Genomic DNA, 17,786 nt, shown 5'->3' on the forward strand with positions numbered 1-17,786 from the left:
GAGCCTCCAGCTGCCGTAAACTCGGCCTTCGCGCCACCAGTCGGCTGGCGCGAAGGCCGAGTTGGCGCTCGCCAGCGAGAACGGAGACCGTGTGTGAGCAAGGACGACAGGACGACCGCGGGTGCGCGCGAGCGGCATCCGGCAGACGGCCACGACCTGATACGTGTGCAGGGCGCGCGCGAGAACAACCTCAAGGACGTGAGCGTCGAGATCCCGAAGCGGCGGTTGACGGTGTTCACGGGTGTCTCCGGCTCCGGCAAGAGCTCGCTCGTGTTCGGCACCATCGCAGCCGAGTCGCAGAGGATGATCAACGAGACCTACAGCGCGTTCGTGCAGGGCTTCATGCCCACTCTGGCGCGCCCTGACGTGGACGTCCTCGACGGCCTCACGACCGCCATCATCGTCGACCAGGAGCGCATGGGGGCTAACGCCCGCTCGACCGTCGGCACGGTCACGGACGCCAACGCCATGCTGCGCATCCTCTTCAGCCGCCTCGGCAAGCCGCACATCGGGTCTTCCCAGGCCTTCTCCTTCAACGTCCCCACCGTGCGTGGCGGCGGCTCCATCACCGTCGAGCGCGGGCCGGGCAAGGCTAAGGCGGAGAGTAAGACGTACACGGTCCTCGGGGGCATGTGCCCGCGCTGCGAGGGCATGGGCACGGTGAGCGACTTCGACCTCACGGAGCTGTACGACGCGAGCAAGTCGCTCAACGAGGGCGCCCTCAAGGTCCCCGGTTACAGCATGGACGGTTGGTTCGGCCGCATCTTCCGCGGCTGCGGCTACTTCGACCCCGACAAGCCCATCGGCAAGTACTCGAAGCAGGAGCTGGACGACCTGCTCTACCGCGAACCAACGAAGATCAAGGTCGAGGGCATCAACCTGACCTACCAGGGCGTCATCCCGCACATCCAGAAGTCGTACCTGTCGAAGGACGTGGAGTCGATGCAGCCCCACGTCAGGGCGTTCGTCGAGCGTGTCGTGACCTTCACGGCCTGCCCGGACTGCGGCGGCACGCGCCTGAACGAGACGGCCCGTTCCTCGAAGATCGCGGGGATCAACATCGCCGACGCCTGCGCCATGCAGATCAGCGACCTGGCCGAGTGGGTGCGCGGCCTGGACGAGCCGTCGGTCGGGCCGCTGCTGACGGCGTTGCGGGAGACCCTGGACTCCTTCGTCGAGATCGGTCTCGGCTACCTGTCGCTCGAGCGCACGTCCGGCACGCTCTCGGGCGGTGAGGCGCAGCGCACGAAGATGATCAGGCACCTCGGCTCCTCCCTGACGGACGTCACGTACGTCTTCGACGAGCCGACCGCCGGCCTGCACCCGCACGACGTGCAGCGCATGAACGACCTGCTGAAGCGGCTGCGCGACAAGGGCAACACGGTGCTGGTGGTGGAGCACAAGCCGGAGGTCATCGAGGTCGCCGACCACGTGGTCGACCTCGGGCCCGGCGCCGGCTCGGGAGGCGGCCGGGTCGTGTTCGAGGGCAGCGTCGCGGGTCTGCGGGCGAGCGACACGCTCACGGGGCGCCACTTGGGCGACCGCGCCGCCATCAAGCCCTCCGTCCGCAAGCCCAAGGGCGTGCTCGAAGTTCGTGGCGCCAAGGCCAACAACCTCAAGGACGTCAGCGTCGACATCCCGCTCGGGGTGCTCGTCGTGGTGACTGGCGTGGCCGGGTCGGGCAAGAGCTCGCTCATCCACGGCTCCGTGTCCGGGAGGGACGGGGTCGTCGCGATCGACCAGACCGCCATCAAGGGCTCGCGGCGCAGCAACCCCGCCACCTACACGGGGCTGCTCGACTCCGTCCGCACCGCGTTCGCGAAGGCGAACGGCGTCAAGCCCGCGCTCTTCAGCGCGAACTCGGAGGGCGCCTGTCCTGTCTGCAACGGCGCTGGCGTCATCTACACCGACCTCGGCATGATGGCGGGCGTCACGACCGTCTGCGAGGAGTGCGGCGGCCGGCGCTACCAGGCGGCCGTGCTCGACTACCGGCTCGGCGGGCTGAACATCGCCGAGGTGCTCGACCTCCCCGCGTCTGACGCCGTCGGCTTCTTCGGCGCCGGCGACGCGAAGATCAAGGCGGCCCACGACATCGCCGACCGCATGGTCGACGTGGGCCTCGGCTACCTCCGGCTCGGCCAGCCCCTCACCACGCTTTCGGGCGGCGAGCGCCAGCGCCTCAAGCTGGCCACGCACATGGGCGAGAAGGGCGGCGTCTACGTCCTAGACGAGCCGACCAGCGGCCTGCACCTAGCCGACGTGGAGCAGCTCCTCGGCATGCTCGACCGGCTCGTGGACTCCGGCAAGTCCGTCATCGTCATCGAGCACCACCAGGCCGTCATGGCGCACGCCGACTGGCTCATCGACCTCGGGCCGGGCGCCGGCCACGAGGGCGGCACGGTCGTCTTCGAGGGCACGCCGGCCGCGCTCGTGAAGGCCAAGTCGACGATCACGGGGGAGCACTTGGCGGCTTACGTCTGCGGGTAGAGCCCGCTGACCTGCGCGCGACGCGCGAGCGTCGGGCCGCGATACCGTCCCCTGGTAGGTGATGGACCGGCGCCCCGCGCTCGCGCGTCGTGCCGGAAGCGCCAGGGTCCGCACCCGCCTGAGCTAGGCTTCGAGCATGCCGCGTGAGGAGCCGACCACCGCCCACCCGTTCGTTGACTCCGGTACCTACCGCGTCCGGGAGGGTAACTCGGCGAGGCTCCTAGTGGACGGCGAGCCGGCGTTCCGCCGTGTCTACGAGGCCATCGAGGCGGCGCGGGCGAGCGTCTGGGTGTCGATCACGTTCATGTGGCCGAGCTTCGTCATGCCTGACGGCAGGGGCACCGCGCTGGACGTCCTGGCGCGGGCCGCCGCCCGCGGGCTCGACGTGCGCTTGATCTTCTGGCGCCCGGACGACGAGACGGCGAGCCTCAGGACCAACGCCTTCTGGGGCGCGCCGGAGCACCTGGAGCAGCTCGACGCCGCCGGGACGGGCGTGAGCGTCAGGTGGGACCGCGCCCAAGCCGGGCATTGCCAGCACCAGAAGGTGTGGATGCTGGACGCCGGCCTGCCCTCGCAGGTCGCGTTCATGGGCGGCATCAACCTGAACCCCCACTCCCTCGCGGCCCCCGGGCATGCCGGCGAGGGCCAGAACCACGACGTCTACGTCGAGCTGGCCGGTCCGTGCCTCGCCGACGTGCAGCACGACTTCGTGCAGCGCTGGAACGAGGCGAGCGAGCGGGGCGTGCCTGGCGGCACACGGGGCGAGCGGGGAGGTGAGGACCTCCCGTACCCGACCGCGCTGCCTGCTTGCGCCGGCACGGCGGCCGTGCAGGTGCAGCGCACGGTGGCCGCCGGCAAGTACACGGTCGGCCGGGCGCCCGTCGGCTGGCGGGGGTTCGACGCCGGCGCGGGGGAGCGGACGATCCTCCGCCAGTACGTGGTGGCGCTCGGCGCGGCGCGGAGCGCCGTCTACCTCGAGAACCAGTACGTGGAGGTGCAGGAGATCGTTGCGGCTCTGCGCGGTGCCTTGGAGCGCGGCGTCGAGGTCGTGCTGCTCCTGCCCGCCAACCCGGCCCTGTCGAGCGCGGCCTACGCCACGCCGGAACGCCGGGCGTTCTTCGCTGCCCGCGCCGCCCTGGACGACTTCCCGAACTTCACCCTCACCGGTCTGGCCGGGCTCGGCGGCGACGGCAAGCGCAAGCCCGTTTACGTCCACTCCAAGCTCATGCTCGTCGACGACGCCTTCGCCCTTATCGGCTCGGCGAACCTGCACCGGTTCTCGCTGTTCGGCAACGGCGAGTCGAGCGCGGCGATCCGCTCCCCCGAGCACGTCGGGGCTTTCCGCCGCGAGCTCTTCGAGGAGCACATCGGCCTAGGCACGGCGGACCTTGACGCCGCCGCCGCGCTGCGGGAGTTCGGTCGCGTGGCGCGCGAGAACGCCGCGAGGCTCGCCGCCGGCGACGCCGCATGGCAGGGTCTGGCCTTCCGGATGCGTTTCGCCACGTACGGTCTGTCGACGACTGGCCTGATCTGAGCCCCGATCCGGCGGCTTCGGGAGCGGAGGCTTGCGGCCCGGCGCGCTGGTGAGGGCGTCAGAGCCCCAACGCCGCGCCGGTCGCCCGCTGGGGGGCCAGGCCCAACTGGTCGTGCAGGCGCTCGGCGAACAGCCGGTACCGCTTGTGAGCCTCGCGCTTCCTGCCGACGCTCACGAGTGCCGTCACCTGGGCTGCCAAGGCGTCCTCATCGAGCGGGTCGAGGCGCAGGACGTGGTCGAGCAGACCGACGGCGGTGGCGAAGTCGGAAGTCGCCACCGCCGTTCCCGCCGCCGCCTTGAGCGCGGCGAGCACGTCCTCGCGGAGCTGGTCCCTCTCCTCGTCCAGGACGGGCAGGTCGAGGCCCGCCGCCAACGGCTCGCGATAGAGGCGGGCGGCCTCGTCGGCCCGGCCCGCCGCCAGGGCCGCGCGCAGGGCGGCTAGGTCGCAGACGGTCCGCTCGAGCCCGGCGTCGCTCAGGTACGTCCTCACGCCCCACGGCTCCAGCTCGCGCCTGAGCATGGTCAGTTGCACCTGGAGGTTGTTCTGCACCTTGCGCTTGTCGGCGTCCGGCCACAGCGCCAACCCCACGGCGGCCCTGTCGTAGCCGAGGGCCAGCAACGCCACGATCTCCTTGTGCCGCGGGCTGAGCGTCAGACGGCGCCCGAGCAGGGTCACCTCGAAGCGCCCGAGCAGGTCGACGCGCAGCGGCGGCACCTCGGCGAGCCGGGCCTCTATGGCCTCTTGCCACCCGGCCGCGAGCACCTCGCTCAAGGCGTACGGCGCCGCCAGCTCGGGCCAGTGGCGCGGCAGCGCCGCCAGCGGCAGCAAGTGCGGCAGCACGCGCGCGCCGGCGTTTGTGCCCGCGATGAGCGCGTCGAGATCGGCGGTGTCGACCGGGGCGGCGTCAAGGCCTGCGCTCGCCTCACCGGCGGCTCGGTCGGCCGCGGCGCGCCCGTCGGTGCCGACAGCGGCGGCATCACGCCTGCCAGCGGAGCGCTCGGCGGCGCCGACGAGGTGCCGGGCGGCCAGGACCTCGAGCAGCGTCAACCGCGACTTGGCGGAGGCCGGGTCGGGCAGCGCAGCCCGGGCCTCGGCCGTGCGGCCGAGCTCCGCCAACGCGAGCGCCCTCTCGGCCGCGGCGCCGATGCCCCGGCACCCGCTCAAGACCTCCAACGCCCTGTCGGCGGCGTCGGCGCGCCGCAGGGTGCGGGCCCATAGCTCGCGGATCCGCTCGTCCATCTCGGGGAAGGAGCGCCGCCAGGGCGCGAAGCGCTCGACGATGGCCGGGAACGCCTCGTGATCGCGGCCGAGCGCGGCGCGCTCCGCCGCCGCCATGCAGGCGGTCAACCCGTTGTGGCGCCACCCGGCGCGCGCCGCCTCCAAGTGCTCGGCGGCTTGGCCGTCGCTGAGGAGCGCCTTGAGGGTCCCGAGCACGGATTGGGCGACGAGCGCGTTGTACTGGTTCACCGGTGCCTGCATGCGGTACTGCCGCTCGGACGCCTCGACGTACCCGAGCAGGTCGCCGCGCGTCTCCCAGCGCACCTCCGCCAGCCGGTGCAGCAGGACGGCCCGGTGGTCGTCGTTGCCCTCGACCCCCTCGAGTAGCGCTATGGCCCGCTCCTGCATGGCGCCGACCCGCTCCCAGTCCTGGCGCTTGTAGAAGAACACGCTGGCGTTCGCGAGGAACGACGCGGCCGCGCGCGGCTCGGCCGCCGCGAGGGCCGCGGCCGCCCGCTCCAAGACCGCCTCGGCCTCGGGCAGCTCGTCCGGCTCGAGCTCGAACACGCGCCAACCAAGGGCGATGAGGCGGTGCCCTGCCGTGGCCTCAGGGTGCTCGGCGACGGCGTCGAGAGCCGCCATGGCGTCCGCGCGCCTGCCCGTGACGGACAGGGCCCAGGCTCGTGACAACAGCCTCGTCGGCCCGGCCCCGCCTCCGCACAGCTCGTCCCAGCGGAGCATGCCTTCCGGGTCCAGGCTGCCGAGGCGGCCGGGCACCTCGTCGTGTTCGAGCAAGTCGGTCAACTCCGCCAGCAGTCCGGCTCGGGCGAACGCCTCGGCGCGTAGGGCCAACGGCAGGCGACCGGCGTGCTTGCGGACCGCGGCGCCGACCTCCCAGGCGTTGGCGCGGCGCACGGACAGGGCCATCAACTCGTGGAGCCGGTAGCCGGCGGCGATCTCCTGGCTGAAGCCGGCGCCCGCCAGCCCGACGGACGCCGGCGTGGCCGCGCCCGTCGGCAAGTACGGTACGGCTGACTGGAACAGCAGCTCCTCCCACAGCTCGGGAGGCAGGCTGTGACGCACCCCCACCATCAGCGGCTCTGGTGCGGCCGCGCGGCCCGTGAGCGCGGCGACGTGCAGGGGCAGCGGCCAGCCGCCCGACTCGTTCCACGCCGTCTCGGCCGCGCCCCTCGAGCCGAACAGCTGGGCGGCCTCGTCCAGCGTGAACGCGAGGTCGGAGGCGGTGAGGTGCAAGGCGGTGCCGGCCGTCAGGCAGCGCAGCAGCGCAGGCGAGGCCAGGCCGCCGCGGCTGGCCAGCAGCAGCAGCCCGCGCGGGTCCTGCAGCAGCTCGTCGACGTCCGCGCCATCGCCCAAGTCCTCGAGGACGAGCAGGGTCTCGACCGACCAGAGTGCCGCCCTGATGGTCGCCGGCGTAGGCTCCCCCGGCAGCTCCAGCAGCTCGGCCAGGGCGCCCTGCACGGGGCGGTCCTGGGCGGACAGCCACAGCACCCGCCAGCCGGCGGCCTCGAGCCCTTCGGCCCACTGTGCCGCCAGGACGCTCTTGCCGTACCCGAAGGGCGCCTCGAGCCAGACGGTCCACCCGGGGCTGTCCGGCAGCCGCTCGAGGAGCCGCGGTCGCGACCTGAGCAGTGGGCCGATCTTCGGACGCTGGGCGAGCATGGCGGTGGCGCCAGTCTAGCCGTACCGCCCCCGCCGCGCAGTGCCGTCGCCGCGGCGGCCTGCTCCCTACTGCGCTTCGAGACCGTCCCCGTCCCGGCGCGGTCGTCGCGCCGAGCCACCGCCGCACAGGGCCCTCACGTCACTTCGAGTAGGTGACCGTCACCGTGCCTTGCGAGGCCCAGTCGTACCAGAGCATCACCTTCTCCGGCAGGTCTCGCGCGCCGGGAGGGGGGCCGTCCAAGAAGGCCATGCTGGTGTAGACCGCTACCAAGTACTCGTTGCCTGCCTCCCTGGTGGCGAAGCCGGCCACGGCGTAGAAGGTGGGATCGTCGTCGTGCCGCCAGTCGCATACCCCCTTGTACGACCAGATCCTGGCGTTCGGGTCGGTCAGGTCTATCTCCCACGTGTAGGAGGTGTTGGCGTAGAGGTAGGCGTTCGGGTTGTCCGGGTGACCCACGCCGCCGAAGCCCGCGAAGTTCACGCTGTACTTCTTGGCCCCGGTCTCTTTGGGTATGTGCAGGAACATGGTGGCGCAGCTCGCACTCATCCCGTCCTTGAACTCCCCGGCCGGAGTGGAGCCGTAACGCACCTCGAGCCGGGCGTCGATCTCGCGGTCGAAGCCCTTGAGTTCAGCGGCCAACCTGGCGATGGGCGGTTGATCGGCCGGGATGGTCGTGGTGCCGGGCTCCACCGCGTACACCGCTACCGACACGCCGTCCTTCTGGTCGTCCGTGATGGTGTGGGGAGCCCTGACCGTGTACCAGACGCTGGAGTAGCTCGTGTCGATGGTCGTGCCCTTCTTCGGGCCGTCCGTGAGTTCGCCGTAAGCGCCGGAGGTCGACCAGCGGTACATGAAGTTGCCGGTCACCGGCCCGCGGGTCGAGACGCTCAGCTCGACTTGCGGGTGGGCCTTCGTGAAGTAGGCGAGCTCCGGGTTCAGGGCGAACAGGGTCGGCGACGCCGTGGCCGTCCACGACACGGCGGGAAGGGCGTCGTTAAGGTCCTTGATGATCGCCCCGACGTCGCCGGCGCTGAGGGCTAACTGCACGGCGGCGGCGATGCCGGAGGCGGAGGCTCGCGACTTCATGCGTGCTTCCATGGCCTCGAAGCTCGCCTTGTTCTTCTCGCTCTCGATCATGGCCTCGACCATGGTCTCGAAGAAGTCCAGCCGGTAACGGTTGTTGGTCGCCAACTCGGTGAGGACGATCTTGACGGCTTCGGCGTAGCCGCCTCCCGCCCCGAGAAAGACGCCGAGGCCGGCAAGGTGCGTGTCGTTGATGGCCTTGAACCGTTGCCGCAGCTTGCCGAGCTTGCTCGCGTCGATGTGGCCGACGCCGCCGAAGGCGAAGTTCTCCATGACGGGTAGGGCGATGTCGTACATGAACAGCTCCAGTGCCTTGTCGCCGATCATCTCGTTCCACTTGCCCCGCTCGGAGGCGAACCTGGGGTCGTCGTAGAGGGGCGGGCGGGTCACGGCGTCGAGGGACGGACCGAGCAGCACGAGCTCGTAGTACGTGCGTAGACCGTCGTGGAGCGTGAGCTGCGGGCCGTCGCTCACCACGGGAGACCACGGCGACTCGCCCTTGACTATGTCGGTGAGCGCCTGGAAAACGCCGAGCGAGCCGGTGGACGGCACGTCGATGGAGGCCGTCAGCACCGGGGGAGACAGGACCTGGTCGTTGCCGCCGTCGTCTTGGTAACCGACCTGGTAGGCCAGCAGCGCCGCGGGTCGGCGGAAGTTGTTCTGCGCGGCCACCCCGGTGCCCAAGGGGTTGTGGATGACGGAGACGCCGGACTGGACCGTTCCGGCGCCGGGTTCGATCACGATGTTGCTCGCCCCGGACGCCTGGGGCGTGAGCAGGGCCGCGGGCGAGAAGGTGGCGGCGTTCGCCAGGTCCGGCAGATCGTTGGGGGAGAGCGCCATCGGTCTCGGCCCCATCACGCTCTGCCAGGCGAGGTCGAGGGCCTCGGCCACCGTCGCATCGTCGTCGGTCAGCGGCAGGCCGCCCGCGGCGAACGCAACCGAGAGCGTGGCCTCGATGTCGCCGATCGCCTCGTCGCTCTGGACGAGGTCCCACAACTTGGCTTGCGCGTCCGTGGGCAGGACGAAGCCGCCCAACGTGTAGTAGAGGAGGACCGCGGCGCTCGAGCGGCTGCTGACTTCCAGGGTGGTAGCCGCCGCCCCGCTCGCCACCGCGGAGAGCACCAAGGCGCCCGCCCCGTCCAGGACGTCTATCTCGGTCGGTGCGTCCCCGATCACCTGCGCCGTGAAGGTGCCGTCGGCGGCGACCGCGAACGAGCCGAGGCCCGTCACGGCCTTGAGGGAGCCGAGCGAGACGGTGGTCCCGGTGGGCAGGACGACCTTGCCGCTCACTTCCTTGGCGCCTCCAGGCGTGGGCGGTGTGACCTTCCCGCCGCAACCGACGAGCACGCTAAGGAGGAGGATCGACGACGCCAGCGAGCGGGCCAGGGAGGGCGACGCGCTACGAGTTCGGTTCATGCCCGGAAGGTTAGAACCGCCCCTATTAGAGATCGCTTAACGGCCGGACCCGGCGCCCGGGGCGATGTCAGCCGACCTCGGTGAGCCGCTCCTCGAGCCGGTCCCAGGTCTCGGCGATGCCCTGCAGCATCCCCATGTCCATGACGGTACCGAGGGCCTCCGCCGACGCGTAGGTCGAGCGGCTGACGAGCTTGGTCTTGCCACCGAGGTCAAGGAACTCCATGACGACCTCCGTTACGGGCAGGTCGGGGTTGACGGTGCCGTCGGCGTCGCAGAAGTAGTCCGTGTAGGCGAGGTGGGTCGGCTCGTCGATCTCGCGGTAGACGGCCTTGCCCCACGCTTCCATGCCGTAGTAGTCGCCCATCTTCTCGTCCACGCACTTCATGCAGTAGTGCCACGTGCCGCCGGGCGTGAAGTCGACCGTGCACACGGGCACGTCCCAGCCGCGCGGACCCCAGAACCGCTTGATGTGCTCCGGGTACTTGAACATCTCGAACACCAACGCGCGGGGCGCGTCGAAGACTCGCTCCAGCACCAGCACGGTGTCGCCCTCGGCTCGGTGGGTCGTCTTGCCTTCTGCCATGCGCAATCCTCCTTGGCGGTCAGCCGCCCGGCTGCTTGTCCTGGAGCTTCTCGAGGTAGGCGGCCAGGTTGTCCAACCTCGTCTCCATCGTCCTTCGGAAGGTGCTCAGCCACTCGTCCAGCTCCTCGAACGGCTCGCGCTTGAGACCGTAGATCCGACGGTTGGCCTCCGGCTTCGCCTCGAGGAGGCCGGAGTCGGCCAACACCTTGAGGTGCTTCGAGGTCTGGGGCTGCCGGAGCTCGAGCCGGTCGGCTATCTCCCCGACCGCCAGCGGACCCTCCCGCAGGAGCTCGACGATGCGCATGCGGTTCGGTTCGGCCAGGGCGTTGAAGGTAGTGTGCATGGCGGTCTCGCGCTTCGTCCTGCTCGTGCCGGTGGGTGCCGGCCCTTCCCGCCCGACGATAACGCCATGAGTATATTCCTGTCAAGGCATATACGGGATGCCCGACGGCCGACCTGCCTTCGACCGCGTTCGTACCTGAGTCATGGTCCCGCGGCCGGCGAGGATGGCATCCTGGTCGGCGTGCCCATAGACCGCTTCGACCTCGCCGCCTGCTTCGCACCCGACCCCTCCGGTCCGAGCCGACGGTTGCTCGTCAAGGAACCCGGCCTGACCATGCTCCACCTCACCATGGCGCCCGGCCAGGCCATGCCCGTCCACAACCACCCCGGCTGCAACGTCGCCATCCAAGGCCTGGAGGGCGAAGCCACCGTGTGGCTCGACGGCGAGGAGCACGCGCTCCGAGCGCAGGAGCTCGTCCGCTTCTCGGGGGAGCGCATGGTGAGCCCGCGCAACACGTCGGGCGCGCCGGCCGCCGTGCTCATCACGTTGGCGACGTTGCCGGGGGCCTGAGGCCGCCGGCGGTAGCGGTACCAGGCTCGTCCACTCCACGACCCCGCCGGCTCGGGGGAGACCGGCTGGTGGGCGGCCCGGTGAAAGACCACCCCCAACGGCTACGTGCACCTCATCCGAACGTAGGATGCGAGCCCGACCCTGCCCGGCCTAACCTCGGGGCAAGGAGGCGAAAGATGACCTACACGGATGATCCCCATGACCGGCCGACCAACGCTGGCGCACCCCTGCCCGACCCCGCCAAGGCGCTGGACGACGCGGTGGGGCGGAGCGCCGCTGCCGCCGATGCGACCGCTGCGGCGGGAGCCGCGGCTGCTGCGAACGCCGCCGCTGCGAGCGCGGCTCAGGGCGCCGCCAACCGGGCCGACAAGCACGGCCGCACCTTCACCGAGGAGTTCCGCCTGTCGGGCGAGGCCGTGGTGGCCAAGGTGAAGGAGCTCGTGCGCGAGGGCAACGTCAGGCGCATAGCCATCAAGAACGACGACGGCAAGGTCCTCATCGAGATCCCACTCACCATCGGCGTCATCGGCACCGTGCTGCTGCCCGTCTGGGCGGCCGTCGGCGCCATCGCGGCGATGGTCGCGAACCTCACCATCACCGTCGAGCGCAGCGCCTGAACCGGCCAGTCGACCCAGGCGGTCGACGCGTGCGCGAGGCTGGGCCGCGCCGAAGCAACGGCGCGGCCCAGCCGCATGGAGGCGGCTTGCCTGTCGGCAGGCGCGCGGCACCCCAGAATGCGAGATCGTCCAAGGTGAGGCGGCGGCTCCCCGTCCGGTCGGTCGGCGGGTCCCGCCCCCGACTGTGACGGAAGCGTAAGAACCGCCCGCCTACACTGGTAGGCATGACGCCGGAGTACCAGCGCGACGACCTGACCGGCGCCTTGGCCCGTGCCCATCTGGCCGGCGCCCTCGAACGCCTTGCCGCCGAACACGCCGCCACTGGCGCGCATCACGCGCTCGCGGTCCTCGACCTCGACCATCTGAAAGCCCTCAACGACGTCTACGGCCACGCGACGGGCGACGCCGCGTTGCGGGCGGTGGCGGAACGGACCCTGCGCGTCCTGCGCGGTGGCGACCTGCTGTTCCGTTACGGTGGCGACGAGTTCGTCGTGCTCCTGCCCAACACGAACCGCGCGGAAGCGGAGACGGTCCTGCGCCGGGTCAACGAACAGGTCACCGGCGACCCCGTCGCCGGCGCGGCGTGGGTGACGATCGGCATCAGTATCGGAGCCGCCGCGAGCGACGAGACCGGAGGTCCTGACGGCCTCTTCGAACGCGCCGACGAGCGCGTGCGAAGCGCGAAGCGCGCCGGCCGCAACCGCGTCGTCATCGACGACTCGCAGCGCGCGACCGCCCGGTTCGAGCTCGCCGAGGCCCGCATCCTCGGTCGCGACGCGCAGCTCGCGACCCTCGACGCCTTCCTGACGGGCACCGACGGCGGGCAGCGCGTCTTGCGCGTCGCTGCGCAGCGGGGGGCAGGCGTGACGCGCTTCCTCGCCGAAGCGGGGGTGCGGGCTCGCCACGCCGGTCTCGTCGTGAGAGTCCTCGCGGGCGACCCGGCGGACACCAGCGTCCACCTCCGGGCGCTTGCGAGCGCCTACGCCAGCGGGAGCCGGCCTGGCGACGCCCTCGAGGACGACATCCGTGACCGCCTCCGCAACGACGCCGAGGCGCATGGGCTCCTGCTCGTGGCAACGGGCGCGCGGTGGCTCGATCCGGCCAGCGCCGGCCTGGTGGCGGAGAGCCTGCGGCGCGGCGGCACCAAGCTCGTCGAGGTCGTGTTCGACGGCGAGGCCTCGGCGTTCGGCGCCGACGGCCGCCTAGAGCTCGGGCCGCTCTCAGAAGCGGACGTGGCGAACTGGCTCGGCGCTGCCCTTGGCGCGAGGATCGCGGACCGGACGGCTTCCGAGCTGGCACGTGCCGGGGGCGGCTTGCCGGGCCGCATCGCTCCCCTGGTCCTCGATCTCCTGAGCGCCGGGGTCTTGCGTCGCGGCGACACGGACTGGCATGCCGACCCTGCCAGGCTCCGCGAGCGCCTCGCTGGGCTTCGGGAAGCACAGACGCCCAAGGAGGCGCGTGGCCGGGCCCAGCTGGAGCTGCCGCGCTGGGAGGTGCCGCTCGTCGGTCGAGCGCGGTGGCTCGCCGCGACGGCGCCGCTGGTGCGCGACCAGCCGCTGGTCACCCTCGTGGGGCACGGCGGCTCCGGCAAGACGAGGCTGGCTGCCCAGCTGGCGCTCGACCTCGCCGCCGAACGGGAGCCGGACGCGCCGGACGGCACCTACTGGGTGGACCTGCGGGCGGTCGACTCGGCCGCGCGGCTGCCGGCCGCCATCGCCGAGACGCTCGACCTCCTGCGCGTCGACGACGTGGAGGCGCTCGCCGAACGCCTGGGCGGGGCGCGCATGCGGCTCGTGCTCGACAACGCCGACGCGCTGGCCGACGAAGCCGGCGTGCTCTCGCGCCTGCTGCGGCGCTCACCCGGCCTGCGGCTCCTCGTGACCGCGCGCAGGCCGCTGCGCATCGTGGGTGAGCGCGCCATCGAGGTGCCGGAGCTGGCGGACACGGCGGCGCAGGAGCTCTTCAGGCAGGGCATGCGGCGTGTCGGGGCGGACGACCCGACCGACGACCAGCTCGCCGAGCTGGCCGCGGCCGTCGGGCGCGACCCCCTCGCCATCGAGCTTGCCGCGGCCTGGACGCGCCTACTGTCGCCCGCCGAGCTGCTCGACGCGCTCGAGCAGCGCCCGGGCTTCCTGGCGAACACCCCCGATGGGAAGCCGCAGCCGCTCACCGAGCGGTTCATAGACGCCACCCGCGGGCTCATGAGCAGCGCCGAGCGGCAGGCCCTCGGGACGCTGGCCCTCGTCCCGGGCGGCTTCCTGGCGGAGGACGGCCGGGCGGCCTCCGGTGCCTCCTCCTTCTTCCTGCTCGCCCTGCTCGAGCGCTCGCTCGTGCGCCGCGAGGGCGAACGCTACACGGTCCACGCCGTCATCGCCGAGCGCTTCAGGGCCGGGCTCGAGGACGAGGCGACCGCGCGCGACGCGGTGGCACGCGCGTACTCGGAGGTCGCGCGGCGACTCAACCGCCTCCCGAGCGCCGAGCGCACGGCCCGCGGCTTCAAGCGCGTGGATTCCGAGAGGGCGAACCTGGAGTGGTCCTTCGCGTGGCTGGCTTCCCGCGCGGACAGCGCAGGCCGCGTGGCCCCTCGCGGAGCTCCTGCGCGGCTACTTCGACGTGCGCGGCTACTACCGGCAGGGGGCCGAGCTGTTCCAGCGCCTCGTGCCGACGTTGGCGGGCTGCGACGACGCGGAGCTCCTCGGCTGGGCGCTCGAGTCCGTCGCCCTCTACCTCATGCGGCAGGAGGAGTTGGCGAAGGCCACGGACAAGATCCGTGAGGCCATAACGCTGCTCGAGGCCGGCGGTCGCACGCGCACGCTGAGCATGGCCCTGAACACCGCCGGCATCGTGGCGAGCCACGAGGATCGCGTGGACGACGCGCTCGGCTACCTACTGGCCGCTGCCGAGATGCGCGCCGCCATGGGCGACGGGTTCGGCGAGGCGCAGTCGCGCGGCAACGTCGCCTTCCTGCTGGCGGGAACGGAGCGCTACGAGGAGGCGTTCCACGCCCTCGAAGCGGCGGCCGAGCGTTACCGCGAGGTCGGTCACGAGAGCGGTCTGGCGCTGGCGCTGGCGGGGATGGGGAGGCTGGCCAGCGAGCACGGGTTGCGACCGCACGCCGAGGCCCTTGCCCTCGTCAAGGAGGCGCAAGCCAAGGCCGAGCGGCTCGGCTTCGCCCACGGGGCGCGGATCGGTGCCACGGACGCGGCGAACATCCTCCTGCGGCTCCGGCGCCACGAGGAAGCCGTCGCGGCGCTCGAGCGCGCCTGCCATTGGGCGCGCATCGAAGAGAACGAGGCGGCCGGGCGGAGCCTGCGCGAGCAGTTGGAGCGGGCGCGTGCCGAGGCCGGGCTCGCCGAGCGAGAGGGGCTGCTGCTCTAGGCGCCGCCCGCCACGCGCGTGGCGGGCGCCAGCGCCTCCAGGACGTCGGCTACGAGGTCAGCGGCCGCCTCGACCCCGATGGACAGGCGCACCAGGCCCTCCGTGACGCCTTCCGCCTCGAGCATCTCCTTGGGCAGGTGCCCGTGGGTCGTCGACGCCGGATGGCAGGCGAGCGAGGCGACGTCGCCAAGCGACACGGCGTTCTCGAACAGCTTCAGCGAGTCGAGGAACGCCGCCGCGGCCCGCCGCCCGCCCTCGAGCTCGACCGACACCATGCCCCCGAAGTCGCTCATCTGCCGCGCGGCCACCGCGAAGCCCGGGTGGTCGGCGAAGCCGGGGTAGTGGACGGCCAGGACGCCGGGTCGGTCGCGCAGGGCCTCGGCGACGGCGCGCGCGTTGCGGCAGTGCGCCTCCATGCGCAGGTGCAGCGTGCGCATGCCGCGTAGCAGCATGTACGCCGCGTGCGGGTCGAGGGTGGCGCCGAGCTGCCTCAGGCCCAGACCGCGCACTTCCAGCATGTGCTCGGCGCTCCCGATGACGACGCCGCCGAGCAGGTCGCCGTGGCCGCCAAGGTACTTGGTGGCCGAGTGGACGACGATGTCGATGCCGTGCTCGATGGGCCGCGTCAGGTAGGGCGTGGCGAACGTGTTGTCCGCGACGCTGACGAGCCCGGCCTCCCGCGCCACCCTGGCGATGAGGTCGAGGTCGTGGACGCGCAGGTTCGGGTTGGTGGGCGTCTCGACGTAGAGCATGCGCGTCCTCGGCCCTACCGCTCCTGCCAGCTCCTCGTCGGCCACCGCCCGCGTCGCGACGCCGAAGCGGCTGAGCAGGTCCTCCAACAGGCTGCGGGTGCCGCCGTACAGGGGTCCGAGGATGACGACCTCGTCGCCCGCACGCAGGAGGCTCATGAGCACGGCGGAGATGGCCCCCATGCCTGAGGCGAAGGCCACGGCCGCCTCCCCGCCCTCGAGAGCCGCCGCCTTCGCCTCGACGGCGCCGACCGTCGGGTTGCCGACGCGCGAGTAGGCGTTGCCCGCCACCTCGCCCGAGAAGATGGCGGCGCCCCGCTCCGTGCTCCCCAGCACGAACGTGCTCGTCTGGTAGATGGGCGTCGTATGCGCCATGGTCGTCTCGTCGTGCCCCTGCCCGGCGCGCACGGCGCGCGTGGCGAAGGCCTCGCCTGCGGTCGTCCTTGTCATGGCCTAGTCTAGCGGCGCCCACCCCCGCCGGGCGCTCGCGTACGGGCGAACCGGGAGCCAAGTCGCGCGAAGTGCGTGTGGCAGCGGCTCGCCTGGTCACGGCCGCGGCGGAGGCGTACAATGCCGCATCTAGAACCGGTTGCGGGCTTGCACCCGCGGACCTCTATACCAACTCCTAAGGGATGGTGGATCGACGATGATCGAAACCGCGCAAGAGCTCCTCAACTACGTCGGCGGGAAGTGGCAGCCCTCCCGCTCCGGCACGCACCAGGACGTCCGCAACCCGGCCACGGCCGCCACCATCGCCCGCGTCCCGTTGAGCGCGAGGGCGGAGGTCGACGAGGCCGTCAGGGCCGGCGTGGCAGGCTTCAGGCAGTGGCGCGAGACGCCCGTCATCGACCGCATCAAGCCCCTCTTCAAGCTCCGTGACCTCCTCATCGCCAACCTCGACGAGCTCGGCCGCACCATCACCAACGAGGCCGGCAAGACCTACGGCGAGAGCGTCGCCGAGATGCAGCGCGGCGTCGAGAACGTCGAGGTGGCGTGCGGCGCGCCGTACATGATGCAGGGGAGCAACAACGAGGACATCGCCCACGGCATCGACGAGCACATGATCCGGCAGCCCCTCGGGGTCGTTGCCGCCATCACGCCCTTCAACTTCCCGGGCATGATCCCCTTGTGGTTCCTGCCGTACGCGGTGGCCACCGGCAACTCCTTCCTCCTCAAGCCGAGCGAGAAGGTGCCCATGACCACGCAGCTCCTCTTCCGCCTCCTCGAGGAGGCCGGCTTCCCGGCCGGGGTCGTCGGGCTCGTCAACGGCGGCAAGGAGACGGTCGACGCCATCCTCGACCACCCCGACGTCAAGGCCGTGTCGTTCGTCGGCTCGACCTCGGTCGCCAAGTACATCTACGCGCGCGCCACGCAGAACGGCAAGCGCGCCCAGTGCCAGGGCGGCGCCAAGAACCCGGCCGTGATCATGCCCGACGCCGACATGGACATGTCCACCCGCATCATGGCCGACTCCGCCTTCGGCTGCGCCGGTCAGCGCTGCCTGGCGACGTCGGTCGCCATCACGGTGGGCGACGCCAGGCAGGAGTTCACGGACCGCATGGTGGCGGCCGCCGAGTCGCGCACGGTTGGCTACGGCCTCGACAAGTCGACCCAGATGGGCCCCGTCATCTCGGCCGAATCGAAGAGCCGCATCGCCGGCCTCATCGAGAAGGGCGTCAGCCAGGGCGCTCGCGTGCTCACCGGCGGCGCCGACGTGAACGTCGACGGCTTCGCGGACGGCTACTTCGTGCACGCCACGTTGCTCGACGACGTTACCCCTGGCTCCGACATCGCCAAGACGGAGGTCTTCGGGCCCGTCCTCTCCATGATGCACGCGAGCTCCCTCGACGAGGCCATCCAGATGGTCAACGACCGCGCCTACGGCAACCAGGCCTCCATCTTCACGACCTCCGGCAGCGCCGCCCGCCAGTTCCGCCATCAGGCCGTAGCCGGGAACATCGGCATCAACCTCGGCGTCGCCGCGCCCATGGCGTTCTTCCCCTTCAGCGGCTGGAGCGAGAGCTTCTTCGGCGACCTGCACGCGCAGGGCGCCCACGGGATCGAGTTCTTCACGCAGACGAAGGTCGTGGTGGAGCGCTGGCCCGAGCACTGGAGCCGCACGTTCTGAGTCGAGGACCGTGCCTGCGGCCGGCATGCCGACCGCAGGCACGCGACTAGATCCGAAG

11 protein-coding genes are annotated in these 17,786 nt (G+C 71.5%); 6 read left to right on the forward strand and 5 right to left on the reverse strand.

The features are described 5' to 3' along the window. Positions 1-93: 93 nt before the first annotated feature. Both M9914_04715 and M9914_04720 read left to right on the forward strand, forming a co-directional pair. Entirely contained in the window at positions 94-2,487 is a 2,394-nt protein-coding gene (locus tag M9914_04715; GenBank protein MCO5173474.1) for an excinuclease ABC subunit UvrA, read from the forward strand. Between the two features lie 136 nt (positions 2,488-2,623). Then, a complete protein-coding gene (locus M9914_04720) occupies positions 2,624-4,021 on the forward strand; it encodes a phosphatidylserine/phosphatidylglycerophosphate/cardiolipin synthase family protein (GenBank protein MCO5173475.1) in 1,398 nt (465 codons plus the stop codon). 58 nt (positions 4,022-4,079) lie between these two features. On the opposite strand, the gene M9914_04725 is transcribed toward M9914_04720, so the two are convergent. From M9914_04725 to M9914_04740, 4 genes are all read right to left on the reverse strand, one after another. After that, positions 4,080-6,920 carry a hypothetical protein gene (locus M9914_04725; GenBank protein MCO5173476.1) on the reverse strand — a complete coding sequence of 947 codons (2,841 nt, stop codon included), beginning with the start codon at positions 6,918-6,920 and terminating at the stop codon, positions 4,080-4,082. 139 nt (positions 6,921-7,059) lie between these two features. Further along, positions 7,060-9,420, reverse strand: a complete 2,361-nt coding sequence (locus M9914_04730; GenBank protein MCO5173477.1) for a hypothetical protein — start codon at positions 9,418-9,420, stop codon at positions 7,060-7,062. A 67-nt stretch (positions 9,421-9,487) separates the two neighbouring features. Then, the gene (locus M9914_04735; protein MCO5173478.1) at positions 9,488-10,003 is read right to left on the reverse strand and encodes an SRPBCC domain-containing protein; all 516 of its coding nucleotides are present in this window, start codon (positions 10,001-10,003) and stop codon (positions 9,488-9,490) included. Between the two features lie 19 nt (positions 10,004-10,022). Further along, entirely contained in the window at positions 10,023-10,346 is a 324-nt protein-coding gene (locus tag M9914_04740; protein ID MCO5173479.1) for a metalloregulator ArsR/SmtB family transcription factor, read from the reverse strand. Positions 10,347-10,526: 180 nt separating this feature from the next. Here M9914_04740 and M9914_04745 point away from each other — a divergent pair, with 180 nt between their 5' ends. The 3 genes from M9914_04745 to M9914_04755 all read left to right on the forward strand — a co-directional run bounded on the left by M9914_04745 (position 10,527) and on the right by M9914_04755 (position 14,247). Then, a complete protein-coding gene (locus tag M9914_04745) occupies positions 10,527-10,856 on the forward strand; it encodes a cupin domain-containing protein (protein ID MCO5173480.1) in 330 nt (109 codons plus the stop codon). Between the two features lie 176 nt (positions 10,857-11,032). Then, positions 11,033-11,473 carry a DUF4342 domain-containing protein gene (locus M9914_04750; GenBank protein MCO5173481.1) on the forward strand — a complete coding sequence of 147 codons (441 nt, stop codon included), beginning with the start codon at positions 11,033-11,035 and terminating at the stop codon, positions 11,471-11,473. Positions 11,474-11,697: 224 nt separating this feature from the next. Then, on the forward strand, positions 11,698-14,247 hold the full coding sequence (locus tag M9914_04755) for a diguanylate cyclase (protein ID MCO5173482.1): 2,550 nt from the start codon (positions 11,698-11,700) through the stop codon (positions 14,245-14,247). Positions 14,248-14,847: 600 nt separating this feature from the next. Here M9914_04755 and M9914_04760 read toward each other — a convergent pair. Further along, positions 14,848-16,050, reverse strand: coding sequence for an aminotransferase class I/II-fold pyridoxal phosphate-dependent enzyme (locus M9914_04760; protein MCO5173483.1), 1,203 nt, complete (start codon positions 16,048-16,050; stop codon positions 14,848-14,850). A 196-nt stretch (positions 16,051-16,246) separates the two neighbouring features. On the opposite strand from M9914_04760, the gene M9914_04765 reads away from it, so the two are divergent. Next, complete coding sequence (locus M9914_04765; GenBank protein MCO5173484.1) at positions 16,247-17,728, forward strand: CoA-acylating methylmalonate-semialdehyde dehydrogenase; 1,482 nt, start codon at positions 16,247-16,249, stop codon at positions 17,726-17,728. Positions 17,729-17,786: the final 58 nt, after the last annotated feature.

This window comes from Trueperaceae bacterium (assembly GCA_023954415.1).
Taxonomy (GTDB): Bacteria; Deinococcota; Deinococci; order Deinococcales; family Trueperaceae; genus JAAYYF01.